An 18,035-nucleotide genomic window follows, 5' to 3' on the forward strand; every position below is an offset into this window, starting at 1 on the left:
AATTATGTTTAAAATATTTATAAAAACCGCAGTTATGGTATTACTTGCTGCGGTGTTATTTGCATCATGTAAAAAGAACGATTACTATTACGATACGGGTGTACATGCAGCTGAATATAATGGTACCATTCTAAGTTATCTGAAATCAAAACCTGTTTATTTTGATACCCTTACAAAGGTGATTAATATAGCCGGTATGAACGATGTTTTTGAAAAAGAGAATGTTACCTTTTTTGCGCCAACAAGTTCAACCATCTATAAATCTCTTAACAGGTTAAATACTTACCTTAAATTAAATGGCAGGGATACCGTTTCACAGCTTACGCAAATTAAGCCTTCTGTTTGGAAAGAAACATTGTCCATGTATGTTTTTAAAGGCACCAGCCGCTTAAAAGACTATCCGCAAATAGATACCTTATCTTTATTGGCTTTCCCAGGTCAGGGTTATACTTCGTATCAGGGCAGAACAATGAATATTGGAGTTTTATACCGTGATGCCGGAGGTGTTAAATATGCAGGTTACAGACAGTTAATCCTGTCTTTTATTCCTGATTATGCCAACCCGCGGGTCGGTTTGGTAAATGTACCAATTGCCTCATCAGATATTGCTCCAACAAACGGTATCGTACACGTTTTGGTTCAAAACAAGCATAATTTTGGCTTTAATACCGATCGGTTTATCAATACTGCAGTATCAAGCGGAATATTACCACCAACACCATAATTTTTAAAATAAAGAAGATGAGAATTATAAATCATAAAAATTTTGTAAGCCAAACAATGGTGTTAATGCTTTTCTTAACACTGGCTATATTTTCTTGTAAAAAGCAAGAGCTGATTGGAGAAGATCCTTATGCCGGAGGAAAGCAGCCGCTGGGTATAAAATTCTCGGCAGATGTTCCTGATCCGGAGATAGGTACGCAGGGTGGCGAGGTTAATGTAAATGTAAGAGGATTACTAAAATACAAGGACAAATTTAAATTTCTGATTAATGAGGTTGAAGCAACAGTATTGGCTTTAACGGACAGTACAATCAGAGTAAAAATACCAGATAATGCCAGTACCGGAGGCTTTTCTGTAATGCTTGATGGCCAAACCTTTTTTGGCCCGAACTTTACAATTGATGGAAAAGTAAGTCTGGATGGCTCCTTTTTAGCAGTCAACGGTTCTAATGGCAGTATATATGATATTTTAAAACTACCTACTTCTAATTACTTTCTGGGTGGTTCATTTACTGATTTTGACAATAAAGCAACCGCTAAAGTGCCAATTGGAGGTGTAGCGCAAATAACAGCACAGGGCGCCTATGCAAGTACACTGAATTTTGGTAAAGGGGCTAATGGTGTGGTATACAGTGTTAACCGGTTACCTAATGGCCAATATATTATAGCCGGACTATTTGGCAATTTTAACAATAGAAAAAATATAAATAGCATTACCCGCTTAAATAGTGATGGTACATTAGATTCGACCATTATTCAGGTGATTAACCCAACTCCGTTAGAAATCAGAAAAAATGTAGATACGGTACCAACTTTTAATGGTGGAGTGGATGGGGTAATCAGAAAAACCTTTGTTCAAAATAACATGATAACCATAGTTGGAACTTTTCAATACTACGCTAGATATTTCTACGAACGTTCTACTTATGATAACAAAGTATTGGATGCAACCAGAATGAGGCAGCTTGTTCGTGTTAAAATTGATGGAACGATGGATTCTACTTTCAATTTTGATCCTGCGGTTAGACAAAGCTATGCAGGAGGCAATGGTGCAATTAACGATGCATTTATGCAGCCGGATGGAAAAATTGTTATTGTAGGTAGTTTTACAACCTTTAACGGATCTCCGGCAAATCATATTGCACGGATCAATACCGATGGAACCTTAGATGCTAGTTTTAATGCAGGCGCAGGTACAAATGATGATATTACATCTATAACCTATAATTCGGTTACCCAAAAAATTATCATCTCCGGATTATTTAATAGTTATAATGGTACCTCCAGATCGGGTGTTGCCATGTTAAATGCTAATGGTTCAATAGATAATTCATTCTCATTCAGTAATTTATCAGGTGGCGTTCCAACGTTTGCCTCGCAACTGGATAATGGGAAAATAATTGTTTCCGGCCAGTTTAATAAATATAATGACGTTGTCAGACAGGGTTTTATGGTGCTAAATGCTGATGGAAAGCTAGCATCGGGTTATAATAACTCAGGTGCTTTCCAGGGTCAGATTTACAGAATGGTTGAAACCACATCATCTTTAGGTAACCCTGCGGTGATTTTAACAGGTTTCATTAGTAAATTTGACAATAAGAAAGTTGGCAACATTGTTCGTGTAGAACTTAAGCCTTAACTATTTAAATGAATATTCATAACCACGAAATATGAAAAATCTAGAAAAAAACACAGCAACAAATGTCTTCCGGTCATTAACCGCGGCGGTTTGCCTGGCATTTGTGTTATTATTTGGATCGTCTTGTAATAAAGATTTTCCAAATACCTTAAACACAAATTATAAAAACGATACGACAGGAATAAATAATAAAACCCGTAAGGTACTATACATTATTATGGATGGTGTTAGAGGCAAGGCTTTACGAGCTTTAAATCCTCCTGTTCTGGCTCAGATAGTTAAAAAATCTATTTATGCCTATGACGGATTAACGGATTATCAAACCTCAACCATGACAAATGCAACCGCGTGGTCTAATATGATTACCGGTGTAACAAGTGATAAACATAAGGTTACAACAGAAAACTTTTCAGGAAATCAGATCGCTTCTTTTCCCAGTTTGTTTACACGTTTTAGGCAAACAAATCCAAATTTGAGATCGGTATCCATTGCTGCATCTAAAATTTTTAATGATAATTTAGCTAAAGATGCAACAGTAACGCTTAATTATGAAAATGATGATGCAAAAGTTAAAGATGGCGTAATAGAAGAATTCAAAAAAGATGATGCAGGTATTGTAGTTGCACAATTTCATAGCGCAGAGGTGGCTGGTGCAGCAAGCGGTTATACCGATGCTTCAACAAATTACATTAACGCAATAAAACAGCAGGATACTTATATAGGTGAAATTATGACAGCACTTCAAGGCCGGAAAACTTTTGCTTCAGAAGACTGGCTAGTGGTAATTGCTTCAAATAAAGGCGGTGTAATTCCTGCAATTCCGAACAATCCGGATAAAACCGTTTATGCTGATGACACCCGTAATAACTTTATTATATTTTATAACCCGAGATTTGTATCTCAGTTTGTGCCTAAACCTGATTCTGATAAATTACCGTATAGTGGCGCAGCTCCGAATTTTACCGGTACAAACAGTGCATTTTCTTTTGCAAAATTACCAAATGCGACCATTGGAAATTTTGGAACCGGTGATTTTACCTTCCAATGTAAGATCAGGTATGATGGCCCCGCTAGTAATTACCCTTCATTTATTTCTAAAAGGGCAAGTTTTACCGCTGGAGTACCTGGTTGGGTTTTATTTTTAGAAGGAGATATCTTTCAGTTAAATATGAGCCAGGTTGGACAAGGAAATACACAGGTAAGCGGTGGAACAATCAGAGATGGTATATGGCACTCCATAGCTTTTAAAGTTTGGATGAATGGAAGCGTACGTACTGTAACCATGTATAAAGATGGTGTAAAAGGTCTGGATAAGGTGATAACCAATGTTGGTAATTTTGATTCGCCAGCTCCGCTGACTCTTGGAGGTAATTTTATTTCAGGAGAAGGGGGAACAATAGACCTTTTAATTAAAGAAGTGGCTATGTTTAATGTGGCTATTCCTGATGCAGCAATTTTAGCCAATATGCGTAAAACAACTATTGATGCAACATTTCCAAACTATAATAACTTAGTGGGTTACTGGCCGGCAAATGAAGGTGGAGGAAGCACATTGGCAGACTTATCTGGTAAGGCTGGGAACTTTACAATGTCTTCAACCGCGAAATGGAAAACTTTTACAGATTTTTCACCAAACCTTGATCCAACAGTAAGTGAAGCCACTTATATGGTTGTTCCTAATAATGTTGATATTCCTTTTCAGATTTATACCTGGATGGGGGTGATTATTCAACCTTCATGGCAGCTAAAAGGCAAATCATGGAAACCTAATTATACGGATGTTAGGATATAATAAACAAATTAATACTTAAAGGCCTATTATTTCTTAAATATGAAACGTAACAAATTTTTACTCCAAATAACATTCCTGATTTTACTGCTCAGCACGGCTGCCTGTAAAAAATATGGATATGAAGTTGAAGATGGTTATACTGATGGTTCCAAAACGCCAAATACTTCCTCTTCAATTGATACCAACATGTCTGTAGTAGACAGGACAATGTATGCTAAAGCGCGTATTTTTCCCGGTTTGGTAGACAACAGCGAACCTCGTGTAAAGGATCAGAAATTTACACTTGATCTGAATTTTTCAGCTCAGAATGCGAGTAACCTGCGTATTCAGGTAGCGCCTGAACCACAATTTAGTACGGGTTATTATGCGGCCCCGGGTGAGCTGATTAAAATTATTGTACCCGATGGAATTAATGGTTTAAGCATGCAAATTGGTGGTCATACTGATAATTTAACCGGTAAAGTTCCATTACTTAGAGATCCGATTATTTATAGTGTAAAACAACTATATCCGGGTGTTAATTATGTGCGTAATTTATATGGCGGTACCATTTACATAAGGGCGGCATTTGCTTTCCCAAAACCGGTTGAGTTCACTATTTCTGGTGCGGTTGTTTCTCCTGATTTTGTATTGGGAGTTACCCAGGATGCTGCATGGGTAGCGCAGGTTAAGGCATCTAATGTGCCATGGCTAGAGATGCGTGCCAAAAGAGTTGTGTTTTTGATTCCAAGAGATTTTGTAATCAGAAAATTTACTTCCAGTGAACCACTAACTAATCCAACTGCAGTAATGACAGAGTGGAATAATAAGTTTGATTTGGATTATAATGCCTGGATGGGACTTTCGGATAATGCTCCGGATGTAAAAGACAGAAGTCCGCAAGGTCCATGGAGAGGCGTTTTAGATATTCAGTTGACCGCCGGTTACGGACATAGCGGTTTCCCTTTTGTTGGTCAAATGGACGATGAATGGTTTAACAGTTTTACCAGTTTAAAACAACTTTTAACAGGCACCAACTGGGGTACTTACCATGAATTCGGTCACAATTGTCAGCAACCACTTGTATGGAGCTGGAGCACTTTGGGTGAAACGACAAATAACCTGTTCTCATTTAAAGTGGCTAAAAGAAATGGTGTTGCTTTTAATATTTTACATGGAGTAAATCACGATTATGTGACTGCTGCACTGGCATTCGCGGCAAGTACACCTGCGGCTGGCGTAACCAAAAATTTTGACACTGATCCATTATTCGTGGATGTAAATGAAGGCCCTTTCAGAAAAATCAATCCTTTTATACAGTTATTTGAAAAGTATGGGTACGATATGATGACTTACTTTTATACCAGTGCAAGACATGCATCCCGATTATCATTTAATGATATTGATAAACATGATTTTACTTATGAAAGAGCATCTGAATATGCCCAAACAGATTTAGCTGCTTTTTTTGAAGCATGGGGTATCTTAATAAGTACACAATCTCAGGCTAAAATTTCGGCAAAATATCCTCCTTTAAAAGTTAAGCTGTGGACGTATAATATATTTACTAAAGCCGGTGGTACAGCAGCTATAGTACCTACAATGACAGCAAGTTCTGAAGAAACAAATGGTGAAGGAGCAGTTAATGGCAGGGCTGCAACCTTACTTGATGGCAATACGGCAACATACTGGCACTCTGCATGGCAAACCGCTCCAATTGGTGCATTTCCTTACACTTTAACTTATAATTTAGGCTATTCACAAACTTTAAGAGGCTTGTACTTTACACCGAGGGCAAGTGCAGGACAAAGACCAAAAAATGTTGATATATTAAGTAGTGCAGATAACGTAACTTTTACGGCAGTTGCATCTACTCAAATACCAAACGCGGCAACGCAGTATAACTTTATTTTCCCTGCACCGGTAAAAGCAAAATATTATAGAATAGTGATTAAAGATTCCTGGAATACTGGAACAAATGCTTCATTATCTGAAGTAGGTGCAATTCAATAATGGTTAACAATTAATTAAGAATTAAAAATGAACAACATAAGCAAAAACATCAAAGTATTATCCTTTGCAATACTTTGCGTTGGATTAACCATTGTTGGTTGTAAAAAATATGATAATCCACCACCCGTTTTCGAAGAACTTGACAATAGTGACAGGGTGATCCAAAGAAAAGTTCTGGTGATTAGCATTGATGGGGTGACGGGGTCGGAATTGAATACCATTGCTCCGCCGATAATTACAGATTTAGCAAAAACGGGGAAATACACCTATAATGTATTGCGTGGTGCAGTAACCACCGATGCAAGTTCATGGGTATCTATGCTTACCGGAACAAGTTACAGTAAACATCAGATTAAAGATGATGTTACGTTTCGTCGCCCGCCTGCTGATGATGAACATGGTGCAGTGGTTTATTATCGTAATGTACTGGATTATGTAATGCAATATAAAAGCATAAAGACAGCCTTTGTTACACCTTGGTCTCAGCTTAGAGGTTATATGAAACAGGCCGATTATGCTCCGAATGTTTCAACCGATATTGCTGTAAAAGATTCGACAATTAATTTACTTAATACAAGTAACAGCTTAGGAGCAGTTATCGTTAATTTTAAAGATGTGCAAACAGCAGGCTTAGCTGGTAGTTTTACGGCATCTAATGCAGGCTACAAAGCAGCAATTTTAAAATCTGATGAATATGTCGGTAATATTTTAACAGCATTAAAAGCGAGAAAAAATTATGCAGCTGAAGACTGGCTGGTAATTGTAACCACTAACCATGGGGGTAGCGAAGCAGATTCAAAACCTGGTTTTATAGTGCTTTCGAATAAAAATTTTAAAGGACAGGAAGTCAAAAAATCCGGTTTTAATACTGTTCTATTTAATAATACGAGTATTAATGCTTCAGTTCCGAATGATAACGGTTTATACGATTCGGGTTCAAGTAAAGATTTTACCGTTCAAATGCAGGTAAAGTTCAACTCGCTTACTTCGTATCCAGGCTTCTTATCCAAAGGATCAAATTTAGATTTATCAAAAATGACCGGGTGGTTATTTATGGAGACCGGAAGTAATTGGGCAGCTGTTTTGGGTGGAACTGGAAATGGAGGTACTGGAAAAACTCAGATTAACGGGGGCGCTATCGGTGATTTGCAATGGCACACGTTAACTATGACAGTAAAAACCGTTAATGCTACTACCAGAACAGTGAGTACCTATACTGATGGGAATTTAAACGCAACAGCTAATATTTCAAACACCAAAAGTTTGGCTACTACCGAAAAACTAACATTGGGATATAAAAATGTTGATAACGGAGGTGGTGCTTTAAATTTCCACGGAGCAGACCTGATTTATTTTAATACAGCCTTAGATGCTGCAACCATTAAAGCAAACATTGCCTTAAAAGATATAACTAAACACCCTAATTATGCTAATGTTACGGGTTACTGGCCAATTAATGAAGGTGGAGAAGGCTTGGCTACAAATGCAGCACCTGGAGGTTATGATATGTTTTTAAATGGTGGTTTTACCTGGAAAGGATTGGGTATTGATGTGCCTGCTTCGGTAACACCTGATGCAAATGCTACCGGTAAATCTATTATTGTAACTCCGGCAACTATTACAGCAGCAGCAATGTATTGGCTGAAAATTCCAATTTTGCCTGAATTTGGAATTGATGGAAATCCGGTTCTAAATCAATTTGAAGTAGAATTTTTAAAATAAATCAATCATTTAGTTAAAACAGATGCTGTCTGTTGAACGCTTAAATATCTCTCTCAAAAAAGGATGCTCACGGGCATCCTTTTTCGTTATAAAATACTGAACCGGGTATCATTTATAATCGTATAACATCAATATTTCAGAGCCTTTTATTTATTCATTTCGTTCATTTTGGTTGCTTTAAATTAATTGATAATGGTTATACATAAATTTATTACAGACATTATTTGACCGGGTGATCAAAAGGCGTTTAAGTATATTTCAAATTTAAGCGTTCAATAATAGGTTCAAATTTATACGGAGCAATTGAGAACTGAAAATGAGTGAGAAAATGATTTTAAATAACAGACCCGACAATGTGTTACTGATTTCCGAAAGTCAGGAAACCGAAAAATTAATTTCAGCGTATTTATTTGATGCTGAAATAGAATTTAATGTCGCGGAAAGTATAGAAGATGCCTGCGAATTATTGAAGAAAAATAAATTCAAACTGATTTTATTGGATATTCATTTAAACGATTTAAATGAACTCTATGCCATTAAAATGTTAAAAGACAAAAATATCAATGTTCCAATTGTTGTGCTTACTGATGAATTGCAAGGGTTGGAAGTCGGAAAATATTTTAACCTCGGGATCAGCGGTTGTATATCAAAACCAGTAAGTAAAATGGATTTAGCTGGAATAACTACACAGTTTCTGCAATACGAATATGCTGCTACTCTTTAATTATAAATCTTAAGTTCCTTATTCTAAAGTATCAAATACTTGAAATTTGTCACAAAAAAGGAGACGAAGTAATTAAACCCCGTCCCCAATCTAAATTAACGCTCTCAGGAAACAAAACTGGGCAATTTGTATGAAGATTTTATGAATTAATCAGGTTTGATTCATAACAATTGGATTAATTTTTAATTTATTTAAAGCAAAATGTAATTGAAAAAGTTATTTATTGATGTAACTAATCGATTAAAAGCATAGCTTTATTTTATTAAAAAATCATTGTAATGAAAATCGCTACCTATAATGTTAACGGTGTAAACGGAAGACTTCCGGTGCTCCTGCGCTGGCTGGAAGAAACGACTCCGGATGTTGTTTGTTTACAGGAATTAAAAGCGCCGCAAGAAAAATTTCCTGAACAAGCTATAAAAGATGCAGGTTATAATGCCATTTGGCACGGACAAAAAAGTTGGAACGGTGTGGCAATTCTTGCCCGAAATGTGGAAATTAAGGAACTAACCAGAGGTTTGCCCGGTGATGAAGAGGATTTACACAGCCGCTATATTGAAGCCGTTGTTAATAATGTAATAATAGGCTGTTTATATTTACCCAATGGAAATCCGGCACCAGGGCCAAAATTGGATTATAAAATGGCCTGGCTGGAAAGATTGAAAATTCATGCTGCACAACTTTTAGAACGTGATTTACCAGTTGTACTTGCCGGAGATTTTAACGTAATTCCCACTGAGCATGATGTTTATAAGCCGGAACGCTGGGTTGAAGATGCGCTGTTTCGTCCGGAAGTTAGAGAATCTTTTAATAGTTTAGTCGGACAAGGGTGGACCGATGCAATAAGAAAGCTCTATCCAACAGAGAAAATTTATACTTTTTGGGACTACTTCCGTAATGCTTATGGTCGCGATGCGGGATTACGTATTGATCATTTTCTGCTTAGTCCGAAGCTTAGTAACCGCCTTTTGGCCGCAGGAGTTGACCGTGAAGTACGTGGTTGGGAAAAAACAAGTGATCATGGCCCGGTTTGGATCGAATTGTCAGATCAATAGAGGTGTTTTAAGGTCAATATGTAGTTTTTAGCTTGTTTTGTATCGATTTTGTTTCCGTAGGAAGCTACCGGTAGCCAAATAGTATTCTATATTTGGATAAGGATTTGCGGGTTTAATTACATTTATTAATTTCGCGGCTCGTTTTTTGTAATGAGGAATGAATCAATTTAAAAATTTAAAATAAATAAAATGGACAAGTTTCAAAAAGTTAAAGAGTTGGTTTCTGCAGTAGAAGCTGATGCGACTAAATTTTATGATGGTGGAAATGCAGCAGCTGGTACTCGTGTACGTAAAGCAATGCAAGATTTAAAAGTTTTGGCTCAGGAAATCAGAGCTGAAGTAACTGAAAAGAAAAACAGCGGAAAATAATTTCTATAGCGTTTTGGGAAAATAATAAAGCCCCGTCCAATTTGGTCGGGGCTTTGTTGTTAATGCTGTTTTGAAAAAGAACTTTTAATTATTTTTTTCTGGCTTTCTTTGTTTCCGTTTGTTCGCTAACTAAAAGTGTGGCCAGCAAATCAAATTTTTCTGGATTAGCCTCGTAATCTGCCGATATTTCCTGCCATTTTTTAAGTTCTGACTGTGCATTTTCGAGTTCGGTATGCAGTGCTTCTATTTTATTGTTTAATAATTTTTGGATGTTACTTTGTGTCATGGTGCAAAGGTAAATACTCTGATATTAATTTTTTATTAAACCTGTTGTGTATGGATTAAGCTATTTGCAGATCAACGGTTTAATTTTTTAACATGACTCTTTATTAAATTTGATGTAAACCTTTTTCCCTGTAACTACGTTATATTGAGCCAACAACATTTGTTAAATTAACGAAATCCTGCAGGATATTTGTAAAGCTAAAAAAACGTGATAATTAATGCGTTTTATACAGGTTTTTCTTCTATTTTTGCAGGCTAAAGAAAATGCTCCCGTAGTTCAATGGATAGAATTATGGTTTCCGGTACCATCGATATGAGTTCGAATCTCGTCGGGAGCACAATTTAAGCCACTTAATGATTAATTAGGTGGCTTTTTTAATTTTGACTCTCCTTATTTAAATACTAAAAATCTCTTTTCCATCAGGTTAATTTAATGTTTCATTATTGCTTTAAGTTGGCTTTTTTAAAAATAAAAACGCACATTTGCAAACCGTTAAATAAAGGTTTAGGCATGTAATTATTTTAGTTTTTTGTTATGGAAGAATTGGTTGTAGATGAGATTAGAGAACTACTTGAAAAAGAGAACGATAAGGGCTTAAAGCAATATCTCGACCAGTTAAATATATCAGATGTTGAACAACTGATAGATGAACTTCCACAGCATGCCGCTAAATTTATTGAAACCCTTTCTTTAAACCGGGCGGTAAATGTTTTCCGTATCCTTGATTTTCCTACACAGGAAAGAATTATCAAAAAACTTTCGGGCAATAAACTTAATCAGATTATAAAAGATCTTCCGCCGGATGATCGTACAGCCTTATTTAGTGAACTGAAGGGGGATGTGGTAAAGAAAATGATTACGCTTTTGCCTCCTGAAGAACGTAAAGAATCATTGGCACTTCTGGGTTATAAAGAAGATAGTATCGGACGTTTAATGACGCCTGATTATATCGCTGTTAAGCCTGAATGGTCTATTTCCAGGGTTTTGGCTCACATCAGGCGTTATGGGAAAAACTCGGAAACCATTGATGTAGTCTATGTGATCGATAAGGAAGGTGTTTTGCTTGATGACATCAGGATTCGTGAAGTTTTGTTAGCCGATCCGGAAGCCATTATTGGTGAACTTACCGATAAACGTTTCATTGCTTTAAAAGCGAACGATCCTCAGGAAGATGCCATTAATATTTTCAGGATGAATAACCGTGTGGCGCTGCCTGTGGTTGATGAAAGCAATATTTTGCTTGGTATTGTAACTGTTGATGATATTTTATGGATTGCCAACGAAGAATATACCGAGGATATGCACAAAATAGGGGGTACAGAGGCTTTAGATGAGCCTTACCTGGATATTCCTATTTTAAAACTGGTTAAAAAACGTGCCGGCTGGTTGGTGGTTTTATTTTTAGGTGAAATGCTTACCGCTACGGCCATGCAACACTTTGAGATAGAGCTGGAAAAAGCCGTAGTATTATCGTTGTTTATCCCCTTGATTATGAGTAGCGGAGGGAACAGTGGCTCTCAGGCCTCTACATTAATTATTCAGGCCATGGCACTGGGCGAAGTCACGATTTCAGGCTGGTGGCGGGTGATGCGCCGTGAGCTTGTATCAGGTGCCTTACTTGGAATTATTTTAGGAAGCATTGGTTTTGTACGCATTATTACCTGGCAAAAACTTCATTTATACGATTATGGCCAGCATTGGTTTTTAATTGCAACAACTATATTTTTTACCTTAATCGGCATTGTGCTTTGGGGGAGTTTAATTGGCTCAATGATGCCCATTATTATGAAGAAGCTTAAACTCGATCCCGCTACTTCTTCGGCGCCATTTGTGGCCACAATGGTGGATGTTACCGGTATTGTAATTTATTTTACGGTGGCGGTGCTTATTCTAAAAGGTGTATTGCTCTAAAATTTAAGTCTGGATTGTCGAATATTTAATAATTTGATGACATTCTTTTTCCAAATTAATGCCTAGCTTGTTATGGAGTTTAAACCAAAATTAAACTCAATTATTCTGATTCTAAATCAGTAAAAAAACAAGGAATTAAACAATGGATAAAAATAAAATAACAACGCTCTTTACAGATATTGGCGGTGTTTTGCTAACCAATGGGTGGGACAGGCAGGCAAGAGCCGAGGCCGCTATAAGGTTTAACCTGGATTCTGTCGAAGTGGAAGAACGTCACCACCTTACTTTTGATACCTACGAAGTTGGCAAAATAACATTAGATGAATATCTGGATCGCCTTGTTTTTTACGAAGACCGTAATTTTAGTCCGGATGATTTTAAAGACTTTATGTTTAAAAAATCGTTGCCATATAACGATATGATTAAGCTGATTTGCGATTTAAAAAAGAAGTACAACTTAAAAGTCGCTGTAATCAGCAATGAAGGTCGCGAGCTTAATCAATACAGGATCAATACTTTTAAACTAAACGAATTTATTGATTTCTTTATTTCTTCAAGTTTTGTGCATTTCAGAAAACCCGATGCAGACATTTTTAAAGTGGCAATTGATATTTCTCAAAGCGATATAGAAACCAGTATTTATATAGACGACAGAATGTTATTTGTGCAAATTGCTGAAGGATTAGGCCTGACTGGAATTTGCCATACCGATTACGAAACGACCAGACAAAAACTGGCTGAATTTGGATTAGAAGCCTAAATAATAAGATTATTACAAGGCATGGAATTGGATTTTAACAAAAAAAGCTGCCTTTTTGAGGCAGCTTTTTTTGTTACTATTTATTCGTTATACGTTAAACCTGAAGTGCATAATATCACCATCTTCAACGATATAAGTTTTTCCTTCAACACCTAATTTACCGGCTTCTTTGCAAGCATTTTCAGAACCTAAGGTTACAAAATCATTGTATTTAATTACCTCAGCACGGATAAAGCCTTTTTCAAAATCTGTATGAATTACACCAGCTGCCTGTGGTGCTGTAAATCCCTTAGTAATTGTCCATGCTCTAACTTCTTGTACACCAGCAGTAAAGTAGGTATAAAGGTTTAATAATTTATAGGCTGCACGAATTAATTTGTTTACACCTGATTCTGTTAAGCCTAAATCTGCTAAAAACTCCTGACGTTCTTCATAACTTTCCAATTCGGCAATTTCAGATTCGATTTTTGCCGAAATAACTAAAACCTCTGCTTTTTCGTCTGCAACATTCGCTTTAACTAAATCAACATATTTATTACCAGTTATTACCGAAGCCTCATCAACGTTACAAACATACATTACAGGTTTTTGAGTTAATAACCCTAAATCTTCAATAAAATCAAAGTCGTCTTGCTCAAGAGGTGCGGTACGGATCGATTTGCCACTTTCCAAATGCTTTTTAACAACCGTTAAAATCTCATAAGTACGTTTAGCATCTTTATCGCCACCGGTTTTAGCCATTTTCTCTACCTTTTGAATGCGTTTTTCAACAGTATCCAAATCTTTAAGCTGCAACTCTGTATCAATAATTTCTCTGTCTCTGATCGGATCAACAGAACCATCAACGTGGATCACGTTTCCATCATCAAAGCAACGTAAAACGTGGATAATGGCATTTGTAGCACGGATATTTCCTAAAAACTGATTACCTAAACCTTCACCTTTTGATGCGCCTTTAACTAAACCGGCAATATCTACAATTTCAATTGTATTTGGCTGTACCTTATTTGGCTTAACCAGTTCAGCAAGTTTGGTCAATCTATCATCTGGTACTGTAATTACACCAATATTAGGTTCTATAGTACAAAACGGGAAGTTTGCAGCTTGTGCTTTTGCGTTAGATAAACAATTAAAAAGAGTTGATTTACCAACATTAGGTAAACCTACTATACCACATTGTAATGCCATTTATTTATAATCTTAAGTCTTTAGTATCAAGTTAGGAAGGTTGTATTTCTCCCTTAAAAGTCGGCAAAGATAAGCTTTTAAAACCTTTAATAAAACTTATGCATTTGCATCAAATCTATATTTTATCTAAGTTTAACCCAAAATCAATAGAAAGATGGAAGAATTAGATCAGCAAGTGCCTCAGGAAGTAAAACTAATAGTGAGCGAAGAAATGCGCAGCTATATTTACGAATTGACAAAATGGGCAAGATTTTTATCCATTGTAGGTTTTGTGTTTGCTGCTTTTCTAATTATTGGTTCTTTTGGTATTGGTGCTTTTTTATCCAGTAATCCAGCTATGCTCGCACAGTTAGGCCCGCTGGCAAAAAGTGGCAGTACCATCATTACAATTGTTTATCTTTTAATGGGTTTGTTCTATTTTTATCCAAGCTTACTATTGTTCAGGATAGCTGGAAGAGGGCAGCAAGGGGTTTTATATGGCGATCAGGAAAGTTTAAATGCCGCTACACTAAACCTTAAATCACTTTTTAAATTCTGGGGTATTATTACTATTGTTGTTATTGTAGGTTATTTTGGCCTGATCTTTTTGGCTGGTGCAAGTATGGCCATACGCTAATCTACTTAAAGTATTTTTGCATACCTTCTGGTTGTTTCCAGTTATAGTTGGGCTCGTAATAATTCCATAAAGTTTTACTCAGGTTTCTGATCATTGCCCAGCCTTCGTTGCTGTAATTCCATGAAGTATCCTTTTGGTTTTTAGTGGTAATGCAAAAAACATAATCGCCATGCGGTGCATTTACAAGTACAACTTCAGATCGTGCAGCATCTACGGCGCCTGATTTAGAGGCAACCTGTACGGTTGGTGGAATCTGCGATAAAGCTTCTGTATCCCAGTAAATGCGGATTAGATTTCTATAAATACGTTCAGAAGCTGCAGGATTAATCATCTTTCCATCCCTGATTAAAGTTAGCAAAGTAGCCATTTCTCTTGGTGTGGTTTGTCCCCAGCCATATTTTAACTGGTTTTCTCTGCGCCCAGGCGTACGCGAATTTACTCTTGTAAATTGCATTCCATTATTGGCCATGACCTCATTAATAGCCGTTCCGGTTCCGGCCATTAACTGGCTCCATAAACTTGCGGTATTATCGCTTGTCGTAATCATGAGCATTAATACTTTTCCAAGTTCTATTTTTTCGCCATCCTTAAACGAGCCTAAAATGTCCTCACCAGCATATAGCAAGCTATCGCAATAGGTTAATTTGGAATGATAATCTAATTCGCCTTTTTCTATTTTATTAAAAATTCCGCAAGTAATGGGTACTTTAATCATGCTGGCCGTGGGGAAAATGCCGTCGGCATTTATACTTGCAGTTTTTCCCGTTTTAAGGTTTTTAACATAAATTCCTACATCGCCCTGAAACCCTTTAACAATTTCATTTAATTTTAATTGCAGTTTTTGGTCTACTTTTTCCTGAGCTGATAAGGTAAAAATGGATAAACACAAAAGCAGGGAAGGAATTATCTTTTTCATGAGCAGATTGTTTAAAATAAATTCATAAAAAAAGCCTTTGTAATTAAACAAAGGCTTTTGTATTGTAAATATATTACTTAAAAAGAAAAATCATCTGATGATTTTGTGGAGTGTTCTCCGTTTTCAGAGTACTCATAACGTTTTTCAACAACATCCTGGTGAGTTTTGATGTAATCAACCGTTTCATTAAGACCTTCTGCAAATTTTTCGAAATCCTCTTTGTACAAAAAGATTTTATGTTTTACAAATACACCGTCTTCTAATCTTTTCTTGCTCTCGGTAACTGTTAAGTAATAATCACCTGAACGAGTAGCCTTCACGTCGAAAAAATAAGTTCTTTTACCTGCTCTTACTTTCTTTGAAAAAACTTCTTCTCTCTCTTTGTTGTCAAATTCTCCCATGGTTGGTATTGATGTTGGTTTTTTGGTTTCGGTAAATATAAAGCAAATATTTAAAGTTCAAAACAGAATTTAACATAAATTAAATACTGCGGCTTTCTTCTTCCAAAAGTTGATTGTTATACAGTTCGGTATAAGTCCCATTCAGGTTAAGTAGTTCATTATGTGTGCCTTGTTCTATAATGCTGCCGTTATCTAATACCAGGATTTTATCTGCATTTTTAATTGTTGATATCCGGTGTGCAATAAGAATACTGGTCTTTCCATGCATAATTTTACCTAAATTTTGCAAAATTTCCTCTTCTGTTTTGGTATCAACAGCCGAAAGGCAATCATCAAATATTAAAATTTTAGGCGATTTAATTAGTGCTCTGGCTATAGATACACGTTGTTTTTGCCCACCTGACAGGGTAATTCCACGTTCGCCGAGCATAGTTTCAAACCGCTCTTCAAAATCCATAATGTTACTGTAAACCGAAGCATTTTTTGCAGCAAGGTGTACTTCTTCATCTGTTGTCTGATCTAAACCGAAAGCAATATTATTTTTAATGGTATCCGAAAAAAGGAAAACTTCCTGTGGTACAAAACCAATCTGGCTACGGTAGTTTTTTAAATTCAGACCTTTTATATTGCTGCCATCTATATCAATTTCGCCTTGCTCCACATCGTACATCCTCATAATTAAATTGGCTAATGTGGATTTTCCTGAGCCTGTTTTGCCAATAATAGCAACAAATTCGCCACTGTTAATTTCAAAACTTACATCCTTTAAAGCCTGTATTCCAGTATCGGGATAAGTAAAGTTTACCTTTTTAAAAACGATGTTTCCATTAATTTCCCGTTCGGTTTCATTGGTAGATTGAATATCTGAAGAGATTTCTAAAAACTCATTAATTCTTTTTTGTGATGCCGCGGCCCTTTGAATAAGAGAAGTTACCCAGCCCAGCATGGTTACCGGAAAAGTAAGCTGATTGATGTAAATAATGAACTCAGCAATATTTCCGGCGGTAATACTGCCATTCATCACTTGGATTCCTCCGATGTAAATGGTTAAAATAGTGCTTAATCCGATAAGTAAAAGCATTGTTGGGTAAAATAATGCCGAAACCTTAACCAGGCTCATCGAATCTTTTTTATACTCGTTACTTTGAATTTCAAACATCGTACGTGTGTAATCCTCCCGAACATACGATTTGATAATCCTGATGCCTGAGAAACGCTCCTGTACAAAACTGGAAAGTTCAGAAAGCCTTTCTTGTATTTTACCGCTTTTTTTAAATATAACCGTGTTTACATAATATATAATAATCACCAAAAGGGGCAAAGGGGCAAGGCAATAAATGGCTAGTCTGGTATTTACATCAAACATGGAGTAAATTATCAATACCGATAAAACCAGCGTATTGGCCGTGTACATAATGGCCGGACCAACATACATTCGTACCCGGTTTACATCTTCTGTTGCACGAGCCATCAAATCGCCGGTATTGTTGCGGCGGTAAAAACCCAAACTCAATTCCTGGTAATGGTTATAAATATCATTCTTCATGTCAAATTCTATATGTCTCGACATTAGAATAATGGTTTGACGCATAAAGAATAAAAATAAACCTCTAAGTAAATAGAGTGCTATAACCAATAAGCCGAAATACAGCAGGCTGTTGCTGAAAATATCATAAATAATTTGCTGACGGTTAAATCCGTTAAAAAGCATATAGATTTGAATGTTTTCAGTAATCAAATCAAAGGCATAACCAATAACCTGGGCCGGAATTACACCGAAGATGTTAGAAATAACAACGAAAATAATTCCCGGAATAATCCACCATTTATATTTATAGAAATACTTATTTAAATGACGAAGATGTTTCATGTAAAGCAAACTTAGATAAAACCTCGAAGCATTTACGAAACCAGTTGAAAAAAAGTCTAAAAGTTTACAATA

At 36.3% G+C, this 18,035-nt stretch carries 16 protein-coding genes and 1 tRNA gene; 12 read left to right on the top strand and 5 right to left on the bottom strand.

The features are described 5' to 3' along the window. Positions 1 to 4 precede the first annotated feature (4 nt). The 8 genes from O0955_RS12675 (at position 5) to O0955_RS12710 (ending at position 10,015) form a co-directional block, all read left to right on the top strand. The gene (locus O0955_RS12675; RefSeq protein WP_269427915.1) at positions 5 to 724 is read left to right on the top strand and encodes a fasciclin domain-containing protein; all 720 of its coding nucleotides are present in this window, start codon (positions 5 to 7) and stop codon (positions 722 to 724) included. A 17-nt stretch (positions 725 to 741) separates the two neighbouring features. After that, positions 742 to 2,361 (top strand): DUF5008 domain-containing protein, encoded by a 1,620-nt coding sequence (locus O0955_RS12680; RefSeq protein ID WP_269427916.1) that lies wholly within the window; start codon positions 742 to 744, stop codon positions 2,359 to 2,361. Between the two features lie 31 nt (positions 2,362 to 2,392). Beyond that, positions 2,393 to 4,153 (top strand): DUF4983 domain-containing protein, encoded by a 1,761-nt coding sequence (locus O0955_RS12685; RefSeq protein ID WP_269427917.1) that lies wholly within the window; start codon positions 2,393 to 2,395, stop codon positions 4,151 to 4,153. A gap of 39 nt (positions 4,154 to 4,192) precedes the next feature. Further along, positions 4,193 to 6,145, top strand: a complete 1,953-nt coding sequence (locus O0955_RS12690) for a M60 family metallopeptidase (RefSeq protein ID WP_269427918.1) — start codon at positions 4,193 to 4,195, stop codon at positions 6,143 to 6,145. Positions 6,146 to 6,172: 27 nt separating this feature from the next. Beyond that, the gene (locus tag O0955_RS12695) at positions 6,173 to 7,867 is read left to right on the top strand and encodes an alkaline phosphatase family protein (protein ID WP_269427919.1); all 1,695 of its coding nucleotides are present in this window, start codon (positions 6,173 to 6,175) and stop codon (positions 7,865 to 7,867) included. A 316-nt stretch (positions 7,868 to 8,183) separates the two neighbouring features. After that, positions 8,184 to 8,591, top strand: a complete 408-nt coding sequence (locus O0955_RS12700) for a response regulator (RefSeq protein WP_269427920.1) — start codon at positions 8,184 to 8,186, stop codon at positions 8,589 to 8,591. Between the two features lie 278 nt (positions 8,592 to 8,869). Continuing rightward, the gene (gene xth, locus O0955_RS12705; protein ID WP_269427921.1) at positions 8,870 to 9,646 is read left to right on the top strand and encodes an exodeoxyribonuclease III; all 777 of its coding nucleotides are present in this window, start codon (positions 8,870 to 8,872) and stop codon (positions 9,644 to 9,646) included. 189 nt (positions 9,647 to 9,835) lie between these two features. Continuing rightward, positions 9,836 to 10,015 carry a histone H1 gene (locus O0955_RS12710; RefSeq protein ID WP_269427922.1) on the top strand — a complete coding sequence of 60 codons (180 nt, stop codon included), beginning with the start codon at positions 9,836 to 9,838 and terminating at the stop codon, positions 10,013 to 10,015. 88 nt (positions 10,016 to 10,103) lie between these two features. Here the strand turns inward: O0955_RS12710 and O0955_RS12715 are convergent, their stop codons facing one another. Continuing rightward, positions 10,104 to 10,301, bottom strand: a complete 198-nt coding sequence (locus O0955_RS12715) for a hypothetical protein (protein ID WP_269427923.1) — start codon at positions 10,299 to 10,301, stop codon at positions 10,104 to 10,106. Positions 10,302 to 10,566: 265 nt separating this feature from the next. On the opposite strand from O0955_RS12715, the gene O0955_RS12720 reads away from it, so the two are divergent. The 3 genes from O0955_RS12720 (at position 10,567) to O0955_RS12730 (ending at position 12,972) form a co-directional block, all read left to right on the top strand. Next, a tRNA-Arg gene (locus tag O0955_RS12720) sits at positions 10,567 to 10,638 on the top strand. Between the two features lie 197 nt (positions 10,639 to 10,835). Further along, positions 10,836 to 12,212, top strand: coding sequence for a magnesium transporter (gene mgtE / locus O0955_RS12725; protein WP_269427924.1), 1,377 nt, complete (start codon positions 10,836 to 10,838; stop codon positions 12,210 to 12,212). A 142-nt stretch (positions 12,213 to 12,354) separates the two neighbouring features. Continuing rightward, the gene (locus tag O0955_RS12730; protein ID WP_269427925.1) at positions 12,355 to 12,972 is read left to right on the top strand and encodes an HAD hydrolase-like protein; all 618 of its coding nucleotides are present in this window, start codon (positions 12,355 to 12,357) and stop codon (positions 12,970 to 12,972) included. Between the two features lie 87 nt (positions 12,973 to 13,059). Here the strand turns inward: O0955_RS12730 and ychF are convergent, their stop codons facing one another. Continuing rightward, positions 13,060 to 14,160, bottom strand: a complete 1,101-nt coding sequence (gene ychF, locus O0955_RS12735; RefSeq protein ID WP_269427926.1) for a redox-regulated ATPase YchF — start codon at positions 14,158 to 14,160, stop codon at positions 13,060 to 13,062. A gap of 154 nt (positions 14,161 to 14,314) precedes the next feature. Here ychF and O0955_RS12740 point away from each other — a divergent pair, with 154 nt between their 5' ends. Beyond that, positions 14,315 to 14,776 carry a hypothetical protein gene (locus O0955_RS12740; RefSeq protein ID WP_269427927.1) on the top strand — a complete coding sequence of 154 codons (462 nt, stop codon included), beginning with the start codon at positions 14,315 to 14,317 and terminating at the stop codon, positions 14,774 to 14,776. A 1-nt stretch (position 14,777) separates the two neighbouring features. Here O0955_RS12740 and O0955_RS12745 read toward each other — a convergent pair whose 3' ends face one another. From O0955_RS12745 to O0955_RS12755, 3 genes are all read right to left on the bottom strand, one after another. Further along, positions 14,778 to 15,692, bottom strand: coding sequence for a serine hydrolase (locus O0955_RS12745; RefSeq protein WP_269427928.1), 915 nt, complete (start codon positions 15,690 to 15,692; stop codon positions 14,778 to 14,780). Positions 15,693 to 15,769: 77 nt separating this feature from the next. Continuing rightward, a complete protein-coding gene (locus tag O0955_RS12750) occupies positions 15,770 to 16,093 on the bottom strand; it encodes a DUF3276 family protein (RefSeq protein WP_131538137.1) in 324 nt (107 codons plus the stop codon). A 79-nt stretch (positions 16,094 to 16,172) separates the two neighbouring features. Next, positions 16,173 to 17,963: an ABC transporter ATP-binding protein gene (locus O0955_RS12755; protein WP_269427929.1), complete on the bottom strand. Its 1,791-nt coding sequence runs from the start codon at positions 17,961 to 17,963 to the stop codon at positions 16,173 to 16,175. Positions 17,964 to 18,035 lie beyond the last annotated feature (72 nt).

The sequence above is a fragment of the Pedobacter punctiformis genome (genome assembly GCF_027213715.1).
GTDB classification, from domain to species: domain Bacteria; phylum Bacteroidota; class Bacteroidia; order Sphingobacteriales; family Sphingobacteriaceae; genus Pedobacter; species Pedobacter punctiformis.